Annotated in this window: 16 protein-coding genes; 7 read left to right on the forward strand and 9 right to left on the reverse strand. The window is 70.8% G+C overall.

Annotated features, from left to right (window positions below):
* The 8 genes from ACI379_RS07085 to ACI379_RS07120 form a co-directional block, all read right to left on the reverse strand.
* On the reverse strand, positions 1–404 hold a 404-nt coding region (locus ACI379_RS07085), incomplete at its 3' end, for a response regulator (protein ID WP_439791379.1).
* A complete protein-coding gene (locus tag ACI379_RS07090) occupies positions 376–1,962 on the reverse strand; it encodes a sensor histidine kinase (protein ID WP_439791380.1) in 1,587 nt (528 codons plus the stop codon). The genes ACI379_RS07090 and ACI379_RS07085, both read right to left, overlap by 29 nt.
* A gap of 11 nt (positions 1,963–1,973) precedes the next feature.
* Positions 1,974–2,891, reverse strand: coding sequence for a type II secretion system F family protein (locus ACI379_RS07095; protein ID WP_439791381.1), 918 nt, complete (start codon positions 2,889–2,891; stop codon positions 1,974–1,976).
* 1 nt (position 2,892) lies between these two features.
* Positions 2,893–4,818, reverse strand: coding sequence for a type II secretion system F family protein (locus tag ACI379_RS07100; protein WP_439791382.1), 1,926 nt, complete (start codon positions 4,816–4,818; stop codon positions 2,893–2,895).
* A complete protein-coding gene (locus ACI379_RS07105) occupies positions 4,815–6,242 on the reverse strand; it encodes a CpaF family protein (protein ID WP_439791383.1) in 1,428 nt (475 codons plus the stop codon). The genes ACI379_RS07100 and ACI379_RS07105 overlap by 4 nt, the downstream gene beginning before the upstream one ends.
* Before the next feature lies 1 nt (position 6,243).
* Positions 6,244–7,506, reverse strand: coding sequence for an AAA family ATPase (locus ACI379_RS07110; RefSeq protein ID WP_439791384.1), 1,263 nt, complete (start codon positions 7,504–7,506; stop codon positions 6,244–6,246).
* Positions 7,503–8,279 (reverse strand): Flp pilus assembly protein CpaB, encoded by a 777-nt coding sequence (cpaB, locus tag ACI379_RS07115; protein ID WP_439791385.1) that lies wholly within the window; start codon positions 8,277–8,279, stop codon positions 7,503–7,505. Before cpaB ends, ACI379_RS07110 begins: the two co-directional genes overlap by 4 nt.
* A gap of 432 nt (positions 8,280–8,711) precedes the next feature.
* Positions 8,712–10,535, reverse strand: a complete 1,824-nt coding sequence (locus ACI379_RS07120; protein WP_439791386.1) for an AMP-dependent synthetase/ligase — start codon at positions 10,533–10,535, stop codon at positions 8,712–8,714.
* A 196-nt stretch (positions 10,536–10,731) separates the two neighbouring features.
* Between ACI379_RS07120 and ACI379_RS07125 the strand changes: the two genes are divergently transcribed.
* From ACI379_RS07125 to ACI379_RS07140, 4 genes are read left to right on the forward strand one after another with little or no spacing between them, the layout of a single operon-like run.
* Entirely contained in the window at positions 10,732–11,169 is a 438-nt protein-coding gene (locus ACI379_RS07125; protein WP_439791387.1) for an SRPBCC family protein, read from the forward strand.
* A gap of 29 nt (positions 11,170–11,198) precedes the next feature.
* On the forward strand, positions 11,199–12,407 hold the full coding sequence (locus tag ACI379_RS07130) for an ArsA family ATPase (RefSeq protein ID WP_439791388.1): 1,209 nt from the start codon (positions 11,199–11,201) through the stop codon (positions 12,405–12,407).
* On the forward strand, positions 12,404–12,793 hold the full coding sequence (locus ACI379_RS07135) for a hypothetical protein (protein WP_439791389.1): 390 nt from the start codon (positions 12,404–12,406) through the stop codon (positions 12,791–12,793). The genes ACI379_RS07130 and ACI379_RS07135 overlap by 4 nt, the downstream gene beginning before the upstream one ends.
* A 44-nt stretch (positions 12,794–12,837) precedes the next feature.
* The gene (locus ACI379_RS07140) at positions 12,838–13,752 is read left to right on the forward strand and encodes an ROK family protein (protein ID WP_439791390.1); all 915 of its coding nucleotides are present in this window, start codon (positions 12,838–12,840) and stop codon (positions 13,750–13,752) included.
* Positions 13,753–13,771: 19 nt separating this feature from the next.
* Here the strand turns inward: ACI379_RS07140 and ACI379_RS07145 are convergent, their stop codons facing one another.
* Positions 13,772–14,353, reverse strand: a complete 582-nt coding sequence (locus tag ACI379_RS07145; RefSeq protein WP_439791391.1) for a hypothetical protein — start codon at positions 14,351–14,353, stop codon at positions 13,772–13,774.
* 56 nt (positions 14,354–14,409) lie between these two features.
* On the opposite strand from ACI379_RS07145, the gene ACI379_RS07150 reads away from it, so the two are divergent.
* Genes ACI379_RS07150 through macS form a run of 3 tightly spaced genes read left to right on the forward strand, consistent with a single transcriptional unit; the run spans position 14,410 to position 17,108 of the window.
* A complete protein-coding gene (locus ACI379_RS07150) occupies positions 14,410–15,219 on the forward strand; it encodes an alpha/beta hydrolase (RefSeq protein ID WP_439791392.1) in 810 nt (269 codons plus the stop codon).
* A 9-nt stretch (positions 15,220–15,228) separates the two neighbouring features.
* The gene (locus ACI379_RS07155) at positions 15,229–15,963 is read left to right on the forward strand and encodes a lysophospholipid acyltransferase family protein (RefSeq protein WP_439791393.1); all 735 of its coding nucleotides are present in this window, start codon (positions 15,229–15,231) and stop codon (positions 15,961–15,963) included.
* 23 nt (positions 15,964–15,986) lie between these two features.
* The gene (gene macS / locus ACI379_RS07160) at positions 15,987–17,108 is read left to right on the forward strand and encodes a MacS family sensor histidine kinase (RefSeq protein WP_439791421.1); all 1,122 of its coding nucleotides are present in this window, start codon (positions 15,987–15,989) and stop codon (positions 17,106–17,108) included.
* Positions 17,109–17,170 lie beyond the last annotated feature (62 nt).

Consider the following 17,170-nt stretch of genomic DNA (forward strand, 5'->3'; position numbering starts at 1 on the left):
ATCGCCTCGCTGAGGCCCGCGCAGAGGAAGGTGCGAGGGGCCACGGCCGCGTGCTTGGCGGCGCTGACCACCTCCGTGGCCTTGCTGTCCTTGCCGACGAAGCCGGAGGCGCCAGCCTCCATGGCGGCGAAGATCTGGTCGTCCCCGGCGTGCATGGTCAGCACCACGACGCCCACCTCGCCGCTGCGCTCGCGCAGCGCGCGGACGATCTCGAGGCCGTTGCCGTCAGGAAGCTGGAGGTCGGTGACCACGACGTCGGGGTGGAGCTCGTCGTAGAGCTCCACAGCCTCCTTGACACCGCCCGCCTGCCCCACGACGGTCATGTCCGAGTCGCGCTCGAACGCGCGCGCGAGACCCTGGCGGATCAGTTCGTGGTCATCGACCAGCAGGACTGTGGTGGCCATGGAGGGCCCCTTCCGTGTGGGGGACTTCGGGGAGGTGCGTACCGCTCGCGAGCCGGACGACGGTCCCGCCTCCCTCGCGTGGATGGATCTCCAGGGTGGCGCCGAGCGAGGCGGCCCGCTCCTGCATGGACTGCAGGCCCCAGTGAAGCTCTCGCGGGGCGGCGTTGCCGATGCCGTCGTCCTCGACCTGGAACAAGATGGACGAGCCGTCGCTCGCGAGCGACACCCAGACCTCGGAGGCTCGGGCGTGCTTGCGCACGTTGCCGATCGCCTCTTGGGCGATCCGCAGCAACTGCGTCTCGGCCTTGGGGGAGAGCGGGGCCCCGGAGACGTCGAGCGCCAGGTTGACCTGGAAGTCGCAGTCGGTGGAAAGCTGCCGGACGTACTCGCTCAGGGCGCCAGACAGGTGGGTGTCGGCGACGTGGTGGCGCAGGTCGAAGATGGAGAAGCGGAGCTCGGTCACCACGCGGGTGATCTCTTCCCGCAGCGTGGCCGAGAGGGCGTGCACAGACGGCTCCGTGCTGACCTCTCCGATCTCGTCGACCAGGTAGCCCAGCCCCACGACTTCCTGGGCGACACCGTCGTGCATGTCCCGGGCGATGCGGTTGCGTTCCTCCGCCGTGGCCAGCAGGCGTACCCGCTCGAACAGGTCCGCGGTGTCGAGCCGAAGCCCGTACTCGCGCGCCAACGTCGAGGCTCGCCCGTGGACCCGTGAACTCCACCCCTGGGGCGCCTCCAGAACCACGTGTCCGACCGAGTGCTGGGCGCCGCCCAACGGCAGGACGACGAGCGAGGCGGGCCGCTCGGCCTCGGGGGTGCCGGCGAGGTCACCGAACCCGGTGACGTCCCCGGAGTGGGAGACGAGTTCCGGGCAGGCTCCCTGCACGGAGGAGACGAACACTGCGATGCGATCTGCTCCGGTCAGGTCGCGCAGTCCGGCTCGGAGTTCGTCGGCGACCAGGTTGCGGTCGAGACCAACGTCTCCGCGGCGGGCGAGGTCGTGGAGTTGGGAGACCAGCTCGTGCGCCTCAGCGTCCGACGCCTGACGCATCACGGCCTCGCGGACGGCACGTGACTGCCAGGTGGCCAGCATGCCGACCCCGATCCCGACCAACTGCCAGGGGAGCGCAGTGCTGAACGTGTCCGAGCCGGAGACCGGTGAGACCAACGTCGTCACGGCAAGAGCGGCGATGCCGACCAGCCCGGTGTTGAGGGTGGTCACCCACCCGTGGCGCAGGCCAGCCGTGATCGGTGGGACAGCGAGGTAGGCCACGAGGGTCGTCGTGTCCAGGGCCATGGCGATCAGCACGCCGACGAGCAGGCTCTCCGCCACGGGGTTGAGGACCGAGGTGGCGGCCAGCGGCCGCATGTCCATGGCGCTTGTGGCTGACGCGATGACGACGAGAGCAGCGATGAGGGGGAGCGACTCGGAGAGGGAGTCCTGGCTCAACGCCGTCCCGAGGACCATCGCCAGGGCGAACACCCTGACGGCGGTGGCCACCCGCCACGTGCGCTGTGCCACGAGACCAGTGGCCCCGGACTCCGACTCCGAGTTCATGAAGCGATCCGTCAGCCGAGGTTCTCGACGATCGAGATGCCGGCCGGTCCGAGGATCACGATGAACAGGCAGGGGAGGATGAACAGCACCAGCGGGATCATGATCCGGACCGGCACCTGCTGCGCCTTCTCCTCCGCGCGCTGGCGGCGCTTGGTACGCATCTCCTGGCTCTGCACGCGCAGCACCCGGCCGATCGGGATACCGAGCGCGTCCGCCTGCACCATGGCCAGACAGAACGACTTCAGGTCGGGCAAGGTCGAGCGCGCCGCCATGGCGCGCATCGCATCCGTACGGCCGGTGCCGATCTGCATCTCCTGCAGGAGGCGGTTGAACTCCATGGCGAGCGGGCCGTCGGTGTTGCGCGCCACCCGTCCCACGGCGGCGTCGAAGCCGAGGCCGGCCTCGACCGAGACGGTGAGGAGGTCCAGCGCGTCAGGCAGGGCCTGCTGCATCTGGGTCTCGCGCTTCTGGCCAGCGTTGTAGAGGAGGATGTTGGGAAGGACGTAGCCGAACGCCCCCGCTGCCACGGTGAGGCCGACCACCCGGATGAACGGCATGTCCATGCTCAGCAGGTAGAGACCACCCGCACACGCGAAGACTGCCATTCCGATGACCTTGAGCCCGATGATGCGGTTGACGTCCCACTCGGGCGGGTTGCCCGCGATGTCCAGACGGTGCTGGATCTTCTTCGCGGTGTCGGCACGCACGAGCTTCCGGCCGAGGCCGACCGCCTGCTCGCCGAGCGGGGCGATGACCCGCTCGGCGAAGGGCCGCTCGAGCTCCGCCTTCATCTCGACCGGCGCCGAGTCCATGGCCTGGATGGCAGCGACAGAGCGGGCGACGCCCCGCCGTTCCTTCGTCGCGACGCCGATGATCGACAGTGACAGCGCCATCGCCAGGAAGAGCAGCAGTGCTCCGAGGTACAACATCTCAGATCTCCACCTTTGCGAGCTTGGACATGAAGAGGCTGCCGATGCCCAACAGCGCCACAGCGATGGCGAGCATGATGACGCCCGCCGTCGTGGTCCACAGAAGGCTGGCGTACTCGGGGTTCACCAGTGCCATGTAGATGCCGACCAGGATGGGCAGCGCAGTCAGGATGTAGCCCGACAGACGCCCCTCGGCGCTCAGGGCCCTGACCTGGCGGCGTAGGTACTCCCGCTCCCGCAGGGTGTCTGCCACGGTGTGCAGGATCTCGGCCAGGTTGCCGCCGACCTCACGCTGGATGCGGATGGCCATGACCACCCACGCGAAGTCCTGGCTCTCCATCCGGTCGCCGACGCCGTCCAGGGCATCCGCGATGTCGACGCCGAGGCGCTGCTCGACCAGGGCACGCCGCAGCTCGCCGGCCATGGGCTCGTTGCCCTCCTGGACGACCGAGTCGATCGCCTGGGGGAGTGAGAGACCGGCCTGCAGCCCACCCGCGATCAGGCCCAGCGTCTCCGCAAGTTGCGCGTTGAACGCGCTGAGACGTCGGGAGTGCCGGAGGCTGAGGAAGACCCACGGGCCGATGACCCCGAGGACGAAGAACAGGACCGCCAGAGGGGCACCCTTGAGCAGCCACCCGAGCAGGCCGGCGCCCACCGCGATGCCGGCGTGCACCAGGATCCACTCGGACGCGGTCAGACCTGATCCGGCACCGGTGAGGCGTTGGGAGATCTTTGTCTCGAGGTCCTGGTTGACCGCCTTGCTGGCAAGCGACACGGCGGTGTCCTTGAGCCCGGGAGTCTCTGCCTTGCCCGCTGCGCGACGCCCGCCGCCCGTCGAGCCACCCGAGAAGTACTGGTCGACCAGGGCGCTGCCCTTGGCCTTGCCCGGCCCGGTGATGGAGATCCACAGCACACCGCCCAGGCCGAGGAACAGGGCGATCGCGCCGGCCAGCATGAGCGGCGTGCTCACCAGCGGCTTGCCCGAGGTGAACGAGCTCAGGGTGTTGTCGACGAGGTCGGCCTTGCTCTTCTTGCCGTTGAGCGCGACGAGGGCCGAGTCGGTGTACTCCTCGCCGCCGGCGGTCACGGTGACCCGCACCTGCGAGCCCCGCGGGACGTCGTCGGGAACGGAGAAGTCGATGGAGAGCTGCTCGGACAGGGCGGCCGCCTGCGACGCGAAGGCGCTCTCGAGGCTGGCAGGGTCCGCCTCGATGACCTGACCACCGGTCGCCTCGGCGAGCGAGGTGAGGCGCTCCTGGGGGTCCAGCGAGACCACGTCCACCACGACGCCTGCGTCCACTGCGGCCTTGGTGGCGTCGTCCAGCGACGCCTCGCTGCTGGTGTCCGCGCCGTCAGAGAGTACGACCAGCGACCGGGCTCCCTCGGTGCCCAGCGCCTCGACGCCGGCGACGATGCCGTCGTGGACGGCCGTGTCCTTCTCCAGGGTGAGTGCAGCCAGGTTCGCCGAGATGGCCTCGCGGTCGGGGCCGGGGAGGAGCGCGTCGTGCACTCCTGAGGCGAAGCTGACGAGTCCGACCTGGACATCGCCCGGAGTGGTGGCCAGGTAGGTGCCGACGGCCTGACGGGCGGCGTCGAACTTGCCGTCCTTGTTCATGGACAGGCTGGCGTCCACGACCAGGACGGAGGCGCGTTCGACGTCGCCGGCCCCGCCCTCGATCGTCCGGGCGGTGGCGTCGACGGGCTCGCCGTCGACCTCGACCTCGACGCTGCCGAGGTCGGGAGAGGCGCCGTCCGGCAGTCCGTCGACAGCCAGGAGCAGGGTGCCCTCACCCTTGTCCGACTGGACGTGGTCGATGTTGACCCCGTCCGTGGCCGAGGCAGGGCCCGCCACGGACAGGACTGCGAGCGCGGCTGCGCACGCTGCCGCACCGGCGCGGAGTCCGAGACCTCGCGCAGTCAGGCTCATCGCGCGCCCCCTGCGGCGAAGACGGTCGGGTCCACGTGCACGCCGTGGTCGGCGAGCCGCTCCAGGAACCGCGGACGCAGGCCCGTGGAGACGAGTCCGCCACGGAACTTGCCGTGCTCGTCGACGCCGGCGCCGTAGTCGAAGAGGAAGACGTCCTGGGTGGTGATGATGTCGCCCTCCATGCCCACGATCTCCGTGATCGCGGTGATGCGGCGGGTGCCGTCCTTGAGACGCGTCTGCTGGATGATGAGGTCGACGGCGCTGGAGACCTGCTCACGGATCGCGCGGATGGGCAGGTCCATGCCCGCCATCAGCACCATCGTCTCGAGACGCGACAGTGCGTCACGCGGGGTGTTGGCGTGCAGCGTCGAGATCGAGCCGTCGTGGCCGGTGTTCATCGCCTGGAGCATGTCGAGGGCCGCGGCGTCACGGATCTCACCGACGACGACGCGGTCGGGGCGCATGCGCAGGGAGTTCTTGACCAGGTCGCGGATCGTGACCGCACCCTTGCCCTCGATGTTCGGAGGACGGGACTCCAGTCGCAGCACGTGGTCCTGCACCAGCCGGAGCTCCGCTGCGTCCTCGATGGTGACGATCCGCTCGTCCTCGGGGATGAAGGAGGACAACACGTTGAGGGTGGTCGTCTTGCCGGCGCCGGTACCACCGGAGACCAGGATGTTGAGACGGCCCCGGACGCAGGCGTTGAGCAGGTCCGCCGACTGGTGGCTCAGCGTGCCGAATCGGACCAGGTCCTCGACCGTGTACGGGTCCTCGGAGAACTTACGAATGGTCAGCTTGGAGCCGTCGAGGGCCAGCGGCGGGATGATGGCGTTGACACGGCTGCCGTCGGGCAGGCGGGCGTCACACATCGGGCTGGTCTCGTCGACGCGTCGGCCGATCTTGCTGACGATCTTGTCGATCGTGCGGCGCAGGTGCGCCTCGTCCGCGAACGTGGCCGGGACCTTGACGAGCTTGCCGCTGCGCTCGACGAAGATGTCCTGGAACGAGTTGACCATGACCTCGCTGAGGTCCGGGTCGCGGAGCAGGGGCTCCAGCGGGCCGTACCCCAGGATGTCGTCGGCGATCTCCTGCGAGATGCGGGTCCGGTCCGCGGACGACATCGGCTGGTCGGTGTGGGCCAGCGCCGTCTGCAGGGCCAGGCGCACCTGCTGCTCCAGGTCGGCCTGCGTCATGTCGGCGTCGTAGAGCTTGGGACCCAGGGACTCCACGAGCTGGCTGTGCACGGCGCGCTTGAGGTCTCCGAAGGAGTCCTCGCGGGTCCGCACGGCGCGGTTCGCGGCAGGGGTCGAGGCGACGGAGGGTGCGGGTGCCTGGGCGGCGGGGACGCCGGGGCGCGGCAGGTTGGCGGCAGGGTCGGCCGACTGGCGGGACCGGGCGGCTGCGAGACGATCGGTCAGACTCATGTCAGGACCTCCTCAGGCGGAGTCGCGAGCCCCGGCCGGCGGGGGCCTGCTCCGGGACGTCGTGGGCAACGGTGGCGCCGGCGAGGGTGCCGGCGTAGGAGAGCAGTGCCTTGCTGTTGGGGTGGTTGGGGAACGCCCGGACCAGGGCCTCACCACGGTTGACGGCCGTCAGGACGTCGCGGCTCGACTCCAACCGGATGTCGGCCTTGAGGTCCAGCGTGTTCTGGTACTCCTCGATGCTCAGCCCGACCTTGCCGTCGGCGCGGTTGAGGACCAGGTCCCACGTGTCGCGCGGGAAGTTGAGCAGGTCCAGCGTGCTCACCGCCAGCTTGAGACCCTTGAGCGCAGGGATGTCGAGGGTCCCCACGAGGAGGATGCGGTCGCTGCGGTCCAGGGCGGCCAGGGAGTGGTCGTCGAAGACTCCGGAGGTGTCGACGACCACGTAGTCGTACAGGGTGGCGGCGGTGTCGAGGAACTTGCCGATGTCCTCCGAGGTTGCCTGGTCCGGGGTGTCGATGTGCACCGGGGCTGCCAGCACGCTCAGGTTGGAGGAGAACGCGGTGACCAGGGAGGTCACGGCGTGGTCGTCGATCTGGCCGTTGAACGCGACCAGGTCGTTCACGTTCCGGGTCGGCGAGAGCTGGAGCATGATCGCGACGTCGCCGTTGTTGACGTCGAGGTCGACCAGGCACACCTTCTTGCCCAGGTCCGCCAGGGCGACGGCGAGGTTGGTCGCCACCACCGTCTTTCCGACGCCGCCCTTGGTGGAGAACACCGTCAGGGTGGTCCCCTTGGGCGTCTCCGGGGCGACCGAGGCCTGAGCGGCCGCGGCGAAGGCGGCGGCCGAGGCCGCCTCCACGCCGGCGACGGCGGCGGTCGTGGCCGCCTGCAGCTCGTCCTCCATGGTCTGGGCGATCGCCGTCGCGACCGAGCGGGCACGCTGCACCGCGGTGGTCAGACCCGCGAGGTCACGCGCCTCCACCACTTCGCGCATGCCGCTGCGCAGTGCTCCGGAGAGCACTGAGCTGTCGACCTCGTGACGCATCATGATGACGCCGAGCTCCGGACGCTGGACCCGGACCCACTGGGCGAAGGACGTCGCCTCGGCCAGGTCCACCGACGGCCCGATGACCACGGCGAACTCGTGCGGGGTGTCCCGCAGGTGGTCTCCCAGCTCCTCCAGCGAGGAGACGGCCACCGACCCGTGGAGGGTCGCCTGCGCCAGGGCCAGATGCACCTGGTTGGGCTCGAGGATGACGGTCATCGCTTCTGGCCCCCGGGCGCCTGGACGTCCTTGTTCTCCACGCCCGGAGCGAACTTGGTCTTCGAGTCGTCGCTCAGCAGTGCGATCGAGAGCTCCTTGTGGTGGCCGGCGAAGGAGAGGCGCTCGGCCTGGGCCTGGGTGACGGCCAACGTGATGATCGTGGTGGGCACCTGCTCCACGACCTCCTCGCCGTCCTCGCCCTCGGTCGTGCGGGTCATCACCGAGGTGGTGCCGACACCGAGCACCAGCGACCGCTCAAGCAGCATCTGCGTGTCCACCGTGCCGCGCTCCTCGGACTCCGGGTCCGGGTTGCGGGTGTCGCGGTACCCGGTCACGAAGACGGCGACCTCGGCGCCCGGCGACACGAAGCCGGCGACGCGCTCCCAGTCGGTGAGCTCGACCGAGACGGCCATCATGTCGTCCGGGATGGGCAGGGACTCCTGCTGACCGACCGTGCCGAAGCGCTGGGTGACGATCTGCTCGCCCGGGAACACGGCGCCGAGGGCCACCAGGTCCTGGATCGCGCCGATCGAGCTGACGGCGCCCTCGACGACGTCAGCCTTGCGCACGTCGCGCTCCTCGATCTTGCCGTCCTCCATCGCCTTGGAGACGGCCTGACCGGCCTCGATCTTCTCCGTGGCCACCAGGACGGAGACGAGCTCCTGTCCCTCGGTGGCCCGGGAGTCGATGCCCTTGACGTACAGAACGATGAGAGCTGTGCCGAGCAGGGCGATGACGAGCGCGACAGCAAGCAGTACGGATCGGCGAGCCATGTGATGTGTCCTTTTGGGTCAGGGAACCAGCAGAGGGGAACCGGACGGATCGTGGGGCAACGTCCGGGCGACGGGAAGCGAGGCGCCACTGACGGCGTCGTGAATGGTCAGCGGTCGACGTCGAAGCGTCATGAGCCGTCCCCTCGCGTTCGGGGGGGAGGCCCCGGAGTCCTCCCCAGCCTCGGCAATCTAGGACGCTCGGGGAGGTGCCGGTGGACTAAACCGGACAAACCGTCCATCAGTAGTACTCGCACCACCCGAAATGACTAGGTGGGGCGGTGGTGAGTACTAGCCCGTTGGGGCGGTTGTGGCGCAGGGGGCGGGTTGCACACACTTCCGCCCCCTGAGTAGTCGGTCTGACGCACGACGGGCCCCGACCGTGGGGTCGGGGCCCGTGGGGACGCTTGACGCGGCCGTGGCCGCCGTGCCTGATCAGGCGTACAGGCTGTCGATCTCGCGTCGGAACTCGCGCATGACGACGTTGCGCTTGAGCTTGAGGCTGGCGGTCAGCTGGCCGCCCTCCTCGGTCCAGTCCGAGGCCAGGATCGTGTACTTGCGGATCGACTCCGCCTTGGAGACGGCCTTGTTGGCCTCCGCCACGGCCTCGTCGACGGCCGTACGGAGGTCGGCGTCGTCGAGGAGCTGCTCGAAGGAGCCGGTCTTGCCGTTGATCTCCGCCCAGGTGGGCAGGGTCTCGCGGTCGATGGTGATCAGGGCCGCGATGAACGGTTGACCGTCGCCGACCACCAGGCACTGGTCGATCAGCAGGTGCCCGCGCAGGCGGTCCTCGAGGACCGCGGGAGCGACGTTCTTGCCGCCGGCGGTCACGATGATCTCCTTCTTGCGTCCGGTGATGCGGACGAAGCCCTCGTCGTCGATCTCACCGACGTCGCCGGTGTGGAACCAGCCGTCGCGCTCGAGGACCGCAGCGGTGGCCTCCTCGTTGTTCCAGTACCCGGCCATCACCTGCCCACCCTTGAAGAGCAGCTCGCCGTCCTCGGCGACGCGGACCGACGTGCCCTGGAACGGGCGGCCGACGGTGCCGATCTTGAGGGAGCCCAGTGTGTTGACGCACAGCGCGGCCGTGGTCTCGGTCAGGCCGTACCCCTCGAGGATGTTGAGGCCCACGCCGCGGTAGAAGTGGCCCAGCCGCTCCCCGAGCGGCGCCCCGCCGGAGATGGCGAACTCGCACCGGCCGCCGAGCGCTGCGCGCAGCTTGCCGTACACGAGCTTGTTGAAGACCTTGTGCTGCAGGTCGAGCAGGAAGGGGACCTTGCCAGCGTCACGAGCACGCGACCACGCGATGGCGACGTCCGCGGCGCGGTTGAAGATCTTGCCCTTGCCGTCCGCGGCGGCGTTCTGCGAGGCGGTGTTGAACACCTTCTCGAAGACGCGGGGGACGGCCAGGATGAAGGTCGGCTTGAAGACGCCGAGGTCCGCCACCAGGTTCTTGATGTCGGCGCTGTGGCCCAGACGGGTACGGCTGTTGAGACACCCGATCTGGATGATCCGGGCGAACACGTGAGCCAGCGGCAGGAAGAGCAGGGTGGCGGCGTCCTCGGGCTCGAACATCTGGTGCAGCTCGTCGACGGCGACGCCCAGCTCGAACATGAAGTTGCCGTGGGTGAGCATGCAGCCCTTGGGGCGCCCGGTGGTGCCGCTGGTGTAGATCAGCGTCGCCACGTCGAGCGGGGTGGCCGCGCTGCGGCGCTCCTCCAGGAGTTCGTCGGACACGTCCGGGCCCAGCGCCGTCACGGTCGCGACCGCGTCGTGGTCGAGCGCCCACACATGGGCGAGCTCGGTGATCTCGGCGACGCCGCGCGCCTCGGCGACCTTGTCGGCGTGCACGTCGGTCTCCACCACGATCGCCTTGGCCCCGGAGTCCTGGAGGATCCAACCGATCTGCTCGGCCGAGGACGTCTCGTAGATGGGCACGGTGACCGCGCCCGCGAACCAGATGGCGTAGTCGAACAGGGTCCACTCGTACCGGGTGCGCGCGAGCAGGGCGACGCGGTCGCCGGCCTCGATGCCCGAGGCGATGAGGCCCTTGGCCACGCCGCTGACCTCGGCGAGGAACTGTGCGGCGGTGACGTCCACCCACTGGCCGTCCACCGGACGGTTGAACGACACGAACTCCGGCACCTCGCGGGCGTTGAGCACCACCGGGTCGGTGAGGTTGCCCGTCGAGGGGATCTCGGTCGTCAAGGGGGTGGAGTACTCGCGCACGGTCATGCCTTCCGGGACGGCGTCGGCCACGCAGGGCCGCCAGGGCGCGGGGGAGCGCCCCGCAGAGTGATGATAAGTCCGTCGAGCGCATCGATCACGTACGGCCCTGCCGCCCGCCGTGGTGCCGGCGGTGCGGCCCCTACCGCCCGGTAGTGGTGATCTGGACCAGCGGCCCGCCGCCGGTGGTGCGAGCGGTACGTCGGCCCGGTGGAGTACCTTCTCCCACATGGCCGAGCAGACCTCTTCCTCGATCGTGGTCGACGCACCTCCCTCTGACGTGATGGCGGTGATCGCCGACTTCCCCGCGTACCCCGAGTGGGCCAAGGGGGTCAACGTCGCCGAGGTGACCTCCGAGACCGCCGACGGGCGGGCCGAGCAGGTCTACTTCGAGCTCGACGTGCCGCCGATCAAGGACCAGTACACGCTCGCGTACGTCTGGCACGGCGACGACGAGGTCACCTGGACCCTCGCCGAGGGCAAGATGCTCAAGGCCCTCGACGGCGTCTACTCCCTGCGCGACCTCGGCAACGGCAGCACCGAGGTGACGTACCGCCTCGCCCTCGACGTCAACATCCCCCTGATCGGCATGCTCAAGCGCAAGGGCGAGAAGATCCTGATCGACACCGCGCTCAAGGGGCTCAAGCGGCGCGTCGAGTCACTCTGAGCGACGCCCACCGACCCGACCACCGGCCGATGCGGCTCCTGCTGTTCACCGGCAAGGGCGGAGTGGGCAAGTCGACCCACGCCCTCGCCGTCGCTGTCGCCTCCGCGCGCGCCGGACGCCGCACCCTGGTCGTGTCCACGGACGCCGCACACTCACTGGCGGACGCCCTGGGTGTGCCCGTCGGAGCTGAGCCGACCGAGGTGGAGCCGAACCTCCACGTCCAGCACGTCGACGCCCAGCGACGGTTCGAGGAGTCGTGGGCCGAGGTCCAGTCGTACCTGCTGAGCGTCCTCGAGGTGGTCGGCGTCGACCCGGTCGCCGCCGAGGAGCTGACCGTGCTGCCGGGCGCCGAGGAGGTGCTCTCCTTGCTGGAGCTGCGCGCCCACGCCCGCAGCGGCCGGTGGGACGTCGTGGTCGTGGACTGCGCCCCCACGGCCGAGACGCTGAGGTTGTTGGCGCTCCCGGAGGCGCTCGGGTGGTACATGACCCGGATCCTTCCGACGCAGCGCACCGTGATGAAGGCCCTGCGACCCGTCCTCACCAAGGCGGCCGGGGTGCCGATGCCCCAGGACGCCGTCTTCGACGCCGTGGTCAGGCTGCACGACGAGCTGAGCGAGGTGCACGAGCTCCTGACCGGTCCGGGTGCGGGGGTGAGGATCGTGCTCACGCCGGAGGAGGTCGTCCTCGCCGAGGCCCGGCGTGCCTACACCCTGCTCTCCCTGTACGGCCACCGGGTCGACGGCGTCGTCGTCAACCGCGTGTTCCCCACCGACTCCGAGGACCCGTGGGTCGCCGGCTGGGCGCGTGCCCAGGAGGCCGTGCTCGGGCGGGTCCGGGAGTCCTTCGCCCCGCTGCCGATGCACCTGGCCGGCTACCTCACGCACGAACCCGTCGGACCCGACGACCTCGCGGCCCTGGCGGACGCCACGTACGGGGGCCACGACCCGGTCCTGTCCACGGGCGAGCGCGACGTCTTCCGGATCACCCGCGACGCGCAGGGCAGCACCCTCGCGCTCAAGGTTCCCCTCGTCGATCCCGACCAGGTCCGTCTCGCCAGGGACGGGGACGACCTCGTCGTGACCGTCGGGTCGTATCGTCGCCTCCTGACCCTGCCCACCTCGCTGTCGCGGCACCGGGTGGCCGGGGCCAGGTGCACGGATGACGAGGTCCAGGTGCGGTTCGTGCCGCAGGACGGGGCGGAGCCCGCACCGTACGACGACAGCAGGGGAGCGCGATGAGCCAGGCAGAGGCCGACGGACCCGACGTGGGTTCGTTGGGGGAGGAGACCGCCAAGCTCCTGGGCGCCCTCGCCGGGTGGGCCAAGGAGCAGGACCTCGGTGCGCACGCCGCGGCGTGGACCGCCGGTCCCTCCGAGGACGAGCACGCCGCAGGCGGGGCGACGGACGCGCCGCACCCGGCCGAGTGCCGCTACTGCCCGGTCTGCCGCACCGTGAACGCCGTGCGGCAGATCAACCCCGAGGCGCGCGCCCACCTGGCGGTCGCGATCACCTCGTTCGCCAAGGCCGCCGAGGCATTGCTCCGCACGGAGCCCCCCGCTCCCGAGCGGGGGCCCGTCGAGGACATCGACCTCGGCGGCTGGGACGAACCCGCCGCGGACCAGTGACGACCCACGTTCCCGCGGGGCCCGTTGCGCAGGCAGGGCCGGGCGTGGACGTCGGGGTCGACGTGGGCGGCACCACGGTCACGGCCGCCGTGGTCGCGGCCGACGGCTCGCTCGTGCGTACGGTCCACGCCGCCACCCCTCGTCCGTCGGCGGGCGTGGGTGTGCTCGAGGACGTCCTGGTCGAGGCGGTGCGGGAGGTCAGCGCCGGCGTGCCGGTGGCCCGGGTCGGCCTGGCCGCCGCCGCGTTCGTCGACTCCCACCGCGAACGGGCCATGTTCGCGCCCCACCTGGCCTGGCGCGGCGAGCCCGCTGCCAGCACGCTGTCGGCGCGTGTCGGGGCGCCGGTGCTGCTGGAGAACGACGCGACCTGCGCCGCCTGGGGCGAGGCCACGACCGGTGCTGCCGCAGGCTCGTCGTCGAGCATCACCCTCACCGTGGGCACCGGCATCGGAGGCGGCGTCGTGCTGGACGGCCGCCTGCTGAGGGGGCACAACGGCATGGCCGGAGAGTTCGGTCACGTGTGCGTCGATCCCGAGGGACCGCTGTGCCCCTGCGGTGGCCGCGGCTGCTGGGAGCGGTACGTCTCGGCGACGGCTCTGGAGGACGCCGCCGAGCGGCACCGGGGCGGTGGGGCGGCGCGGTGGATTGCGCCGCAGGTGAGCGAGGCGGCCCGGGCGGGAGACCCCGCGGCGCTGGCCGCCTTCGAGGAGGTCGGGAGCTGGCTGGGCCGGGGCCTGCTCGGTGCCGTCGCGGTCCTGGACCCCGAGGTGGTCGTCATCGGGGGCGGTGTCTCCGCGGCGGGCGACCTGCTGCTGGACCCGGCCCGTGCTGTCCTCGCGGCCGAGGTGGTTGGTCACGGCCACCGCTCGGTGCCGCGGCTGGTGACCGCGTCGCTAGGGCCGTCGGCCGGGCTCGTCGGCGCCGTCCTGCTCGCGCGCGAGGTGTTCCCGGTCGTCTGAATGATCCGGGGCCGGGCCGTCAGACCCGGGAGCCGTCGTCCCAGGGGTCGCGCGGCTCGCGTGACATGGTGGCCACCAGGAACATGAACCCGGCCACGAACCAGCCCATCGCGATGCCGAGGACGACCCTGGGCAGGGTGAGGCCGGCGAACATCGCGACCAGCAGGACCAGCGGCACGCCGATGGCTCCGGCCCAGGCGACCAGCCGCGGCCACGACGTGGGTGGCAACGGCGGGGGAGCGGGCGGTACGAAGCCCTCGGACCGCTCGATGCGGGCCTCCCGCTCCGCGACGTGGTCGCGGTCGGGATGCGCCTGGGCGTCGGGGATGACGACGTGCGCGTCGGTGCCCGCAGGCGCGGAGTCCCCGGACGTGTGGTCGGGGTCGTCGACGTCCTCGCTGCCCCGGGCGACCTCGTCCTCGGTGGGCTGCGTCCGGCCGCGTCCGGCCGGGTGCGCGTCCCGCTCGGTCGCTCCGGGAAGCACCCGCTCGCCGTAGTTGGCGACGATCTGCTCCCACGCCTCGGCCTCGGACATGGCGGGACCGGGACTGTCGGGGCGAGTCGGCTCCTCGTCGGAGTGCTCGCGGTCGGACGGGGTCACCACACCACCGTAGGTGGTGACGACAATCGCGACCAGTCTGGGGCAGACTGCCTGACGTGAAGATCCCGTTCCTCGGCGCCGAGGCCGAGCCCCTCGACCCCGCCCTCGTCGCGCCGTTGACGGCGCCGGCCCGCCCCGAGCTGACCGGGGGCCGTCGTACCGGCGTCCTGGTGCTGCACGGGTTCACCGGCTCGCCGGCGTCGATGCGCCCCTGGGCCGAGCACCTCGCGGCGGCCGGGTACGGCGTACGGATGCCGCTGCTCCCGGGCCACGGGACCCGCTGGCAGGACCTCAACCGGACCGGTTGGTCGGACTGGTACGGCGCGGTCTCCCGCGAGTTCGACGCGCTGAGGGCCGAGCACGACGACGTCGCGGTCGTCGGCCTCTCCATGGGCGGCGCGCTCACGCTGCGGCTGGCCGCGGACCGGGGCCACGAGATCGCCGGGGTCGTGGTGGTGAACCCTGCCGTGACCACGCTGCGCAAGGACGTCCTGCTGCTGCCGGTGCTCAAGCACGTCGTGCCCGCCTTCCCCGCGATCGCCAACGACATCAAGAAGCCCGGCGTCGACGAGCGCGGGTACCCGGTCACGCCGTTGCGCGCCGCCGCCTCGATGTTCGCCGGCTTCAAGGCCCTGCACGCGGACCTGGACCGCATCGAGGTCCCCGTCCTCCTGCTGCGCTCCCGGGTGGACCACGTGGTCGACCCGAGCACCTCCGAGGCGCTGCACGACCGGCTGGGGTCGCGGGACTTCACCGAGCGCATCCTCGAGGACAGCTACCACGTCGCCACCCTCGACCACGACGCAGAGACGATCTTCAACGAGTCCGTGGACTTCATCGCACGTGTCACGGGCCAGCAGGGCTAGGCTCGGTCCGTGCTGTACTGGTTCCTCAAGTGGGTCGCTCTCGGGCCCGTCCTGCGTGTCATCTTCCGCACCCACGTCTCGGGGGTGGAGAACCTCCCCGACGAGGGGCCCGCCATCCTCGCGTGCAACCACCTGTCGTACTCCGACTGGTTGTTCATGCCGCTGGCCTCGCCGCGGCGGGTGACGTTCGTGGCGAAGGCCGAGTACTTCAACACGCCCGGGATCAAGGGCTGGTTCCAGAAGAAGTTCTTCTCCGGCACCGGGCAGGTCCCGATCGACCGGGCCGGCGCCAGCGCGGCGTCGGGCGCGCTGAGGACGCAGCTGCGCCTGCTGTCGCAGGGTGAGGTGTGCGGGATCTTCCCCGAGGGCACCCGCTCGCACGACGGCCGCCTCTACCGCGGCCGCACCGGTGTGGCCCGGCTCGCGCTCGAGTCCGGTGTCCCGGTGATCCCGGTCGCCGTCGTGGGCACCGACGTGGTGGCCCCGCCGGGATCGACGTTCGGCAAGTTCACCCGCCCCGTGGTCTCGTTCGGCAAGCCGCTCGACTTCTCCCGCTACGAGGGCATGGAGAACGACCGGTACATCCTCCGCTCGATCACCGACGAGATCATGTACGAGATCATGCGGCTCTCCGGCCAGGAGTACGTGGACATGTACGCCACCACGGCCAAGGAGCTGACCAAGGAGCAGGCCCGCGAGGCTGCGCGCGCGGACGCCCCCGACGCGGAGAAGAAGGCGTCCTGACCACCGCCAGGTCGGCCGCCTCGCTGGCCGTCGAGGACCGCCTCTTCCGGGCGCTGGCGATCCTGCGGGCCGTCCTGACGGTCAACATGGTCGTCCTCAACGCCTACCGGCACGAGAACTTCGACCACCCCCGCGCGGGCGCGGTCGTGGTCGGTGCCCTCGTGGCGTGGAGCGTCTTCGCCGTCTGGGCGTACCACTCTCCGCGCCGACGCACCCGCACCCTGCTGGTCGCCGACCTTGCCGTGGCGCTCGCCGCGATGGCCCTCACCGAGCTCGTCAAGGGCGGGTTCAACGCGACCATCCCCGGTTTCTGGGTCGCCGGCGCCCTCATGGCCTGGGCCATCTACTGGCGCACCTTGGGTGGCCTGTCGGCCGCGCTGATGCTGTGCGTGTGCGACGTCGCCATCCGCGACACCGTCGACCAGGGCAACTACGGGAACCTCTTCCTGCTCATGATCGGCGGCCCGATCGTCGGGTACATGGTCGAGTCGCTGGTCCTCATGGCCGACCAGCGTGACCGCGCGGAGCGCGCCGCCGCCGTCGCCGAGGAGCGGCACCGACTGGCGAGGGCGGTGCACGACGGCGTCCTGCAGGTCCTCGCCCTCACCCAGCGCGAGGGTGCCCGCGCCGGGGGCGAGTTCGCCGAGCTCGCGCGGCTGGCCGGTGAGCAGGAGCGCAGCCTGCGCTCCCTGATCCACCAGCAGGAGACGGTGACGTCGGCGGCCCACGGCGGCCACCTCGACCTCACCGGGGCCCTGCAACGGCTGGGCACCGAGCACCCGGTCCACGTGCAGGTGGCCACCCCGGGGGTCGCGGTCCTGATGGACCGCGCGCGCGGCGAGGAGCTGGTGGCGGCGGCGAAGGCGTGCCTCGACAACGTCGCGGCCCACGTCGGCACCCACGCCAACGCCTGGGTCCTGCTGGAGGCCACCGAGTCCAGCGTCACCGTGTCGGTCCGTGACGAGGGTCCCGGCATCGAGCCCGGACGGCTGGACCGCGCCCGCGAGGAGGGGCGTCTCGGCGTCGTGTCGTCCATCGTCGGTCGGGCCGAGGAGCTGGGCGGGCGCGCGACGGTGGACTCGGGGTCGTGGGGGACCGAGTGGGAGATCGAGGTGCCGCGGGACGTGCCGGTCGACGTGGCCTGAGCCGGCGCGACGACGCGGACTAGGCTCGACGGCGGGCGACAGGGCGACAGCGTTGGGAGGCG

It is taken from the genome of Nocardioides sp. (assembly GCF_051876515.1).
In the GTDB taxonomy this organism is placed as follows: Bacteria; Actinomycetota; Actinomycetes; order Propionibacteriales; family Nocardioidaceae; genus Nocardioides.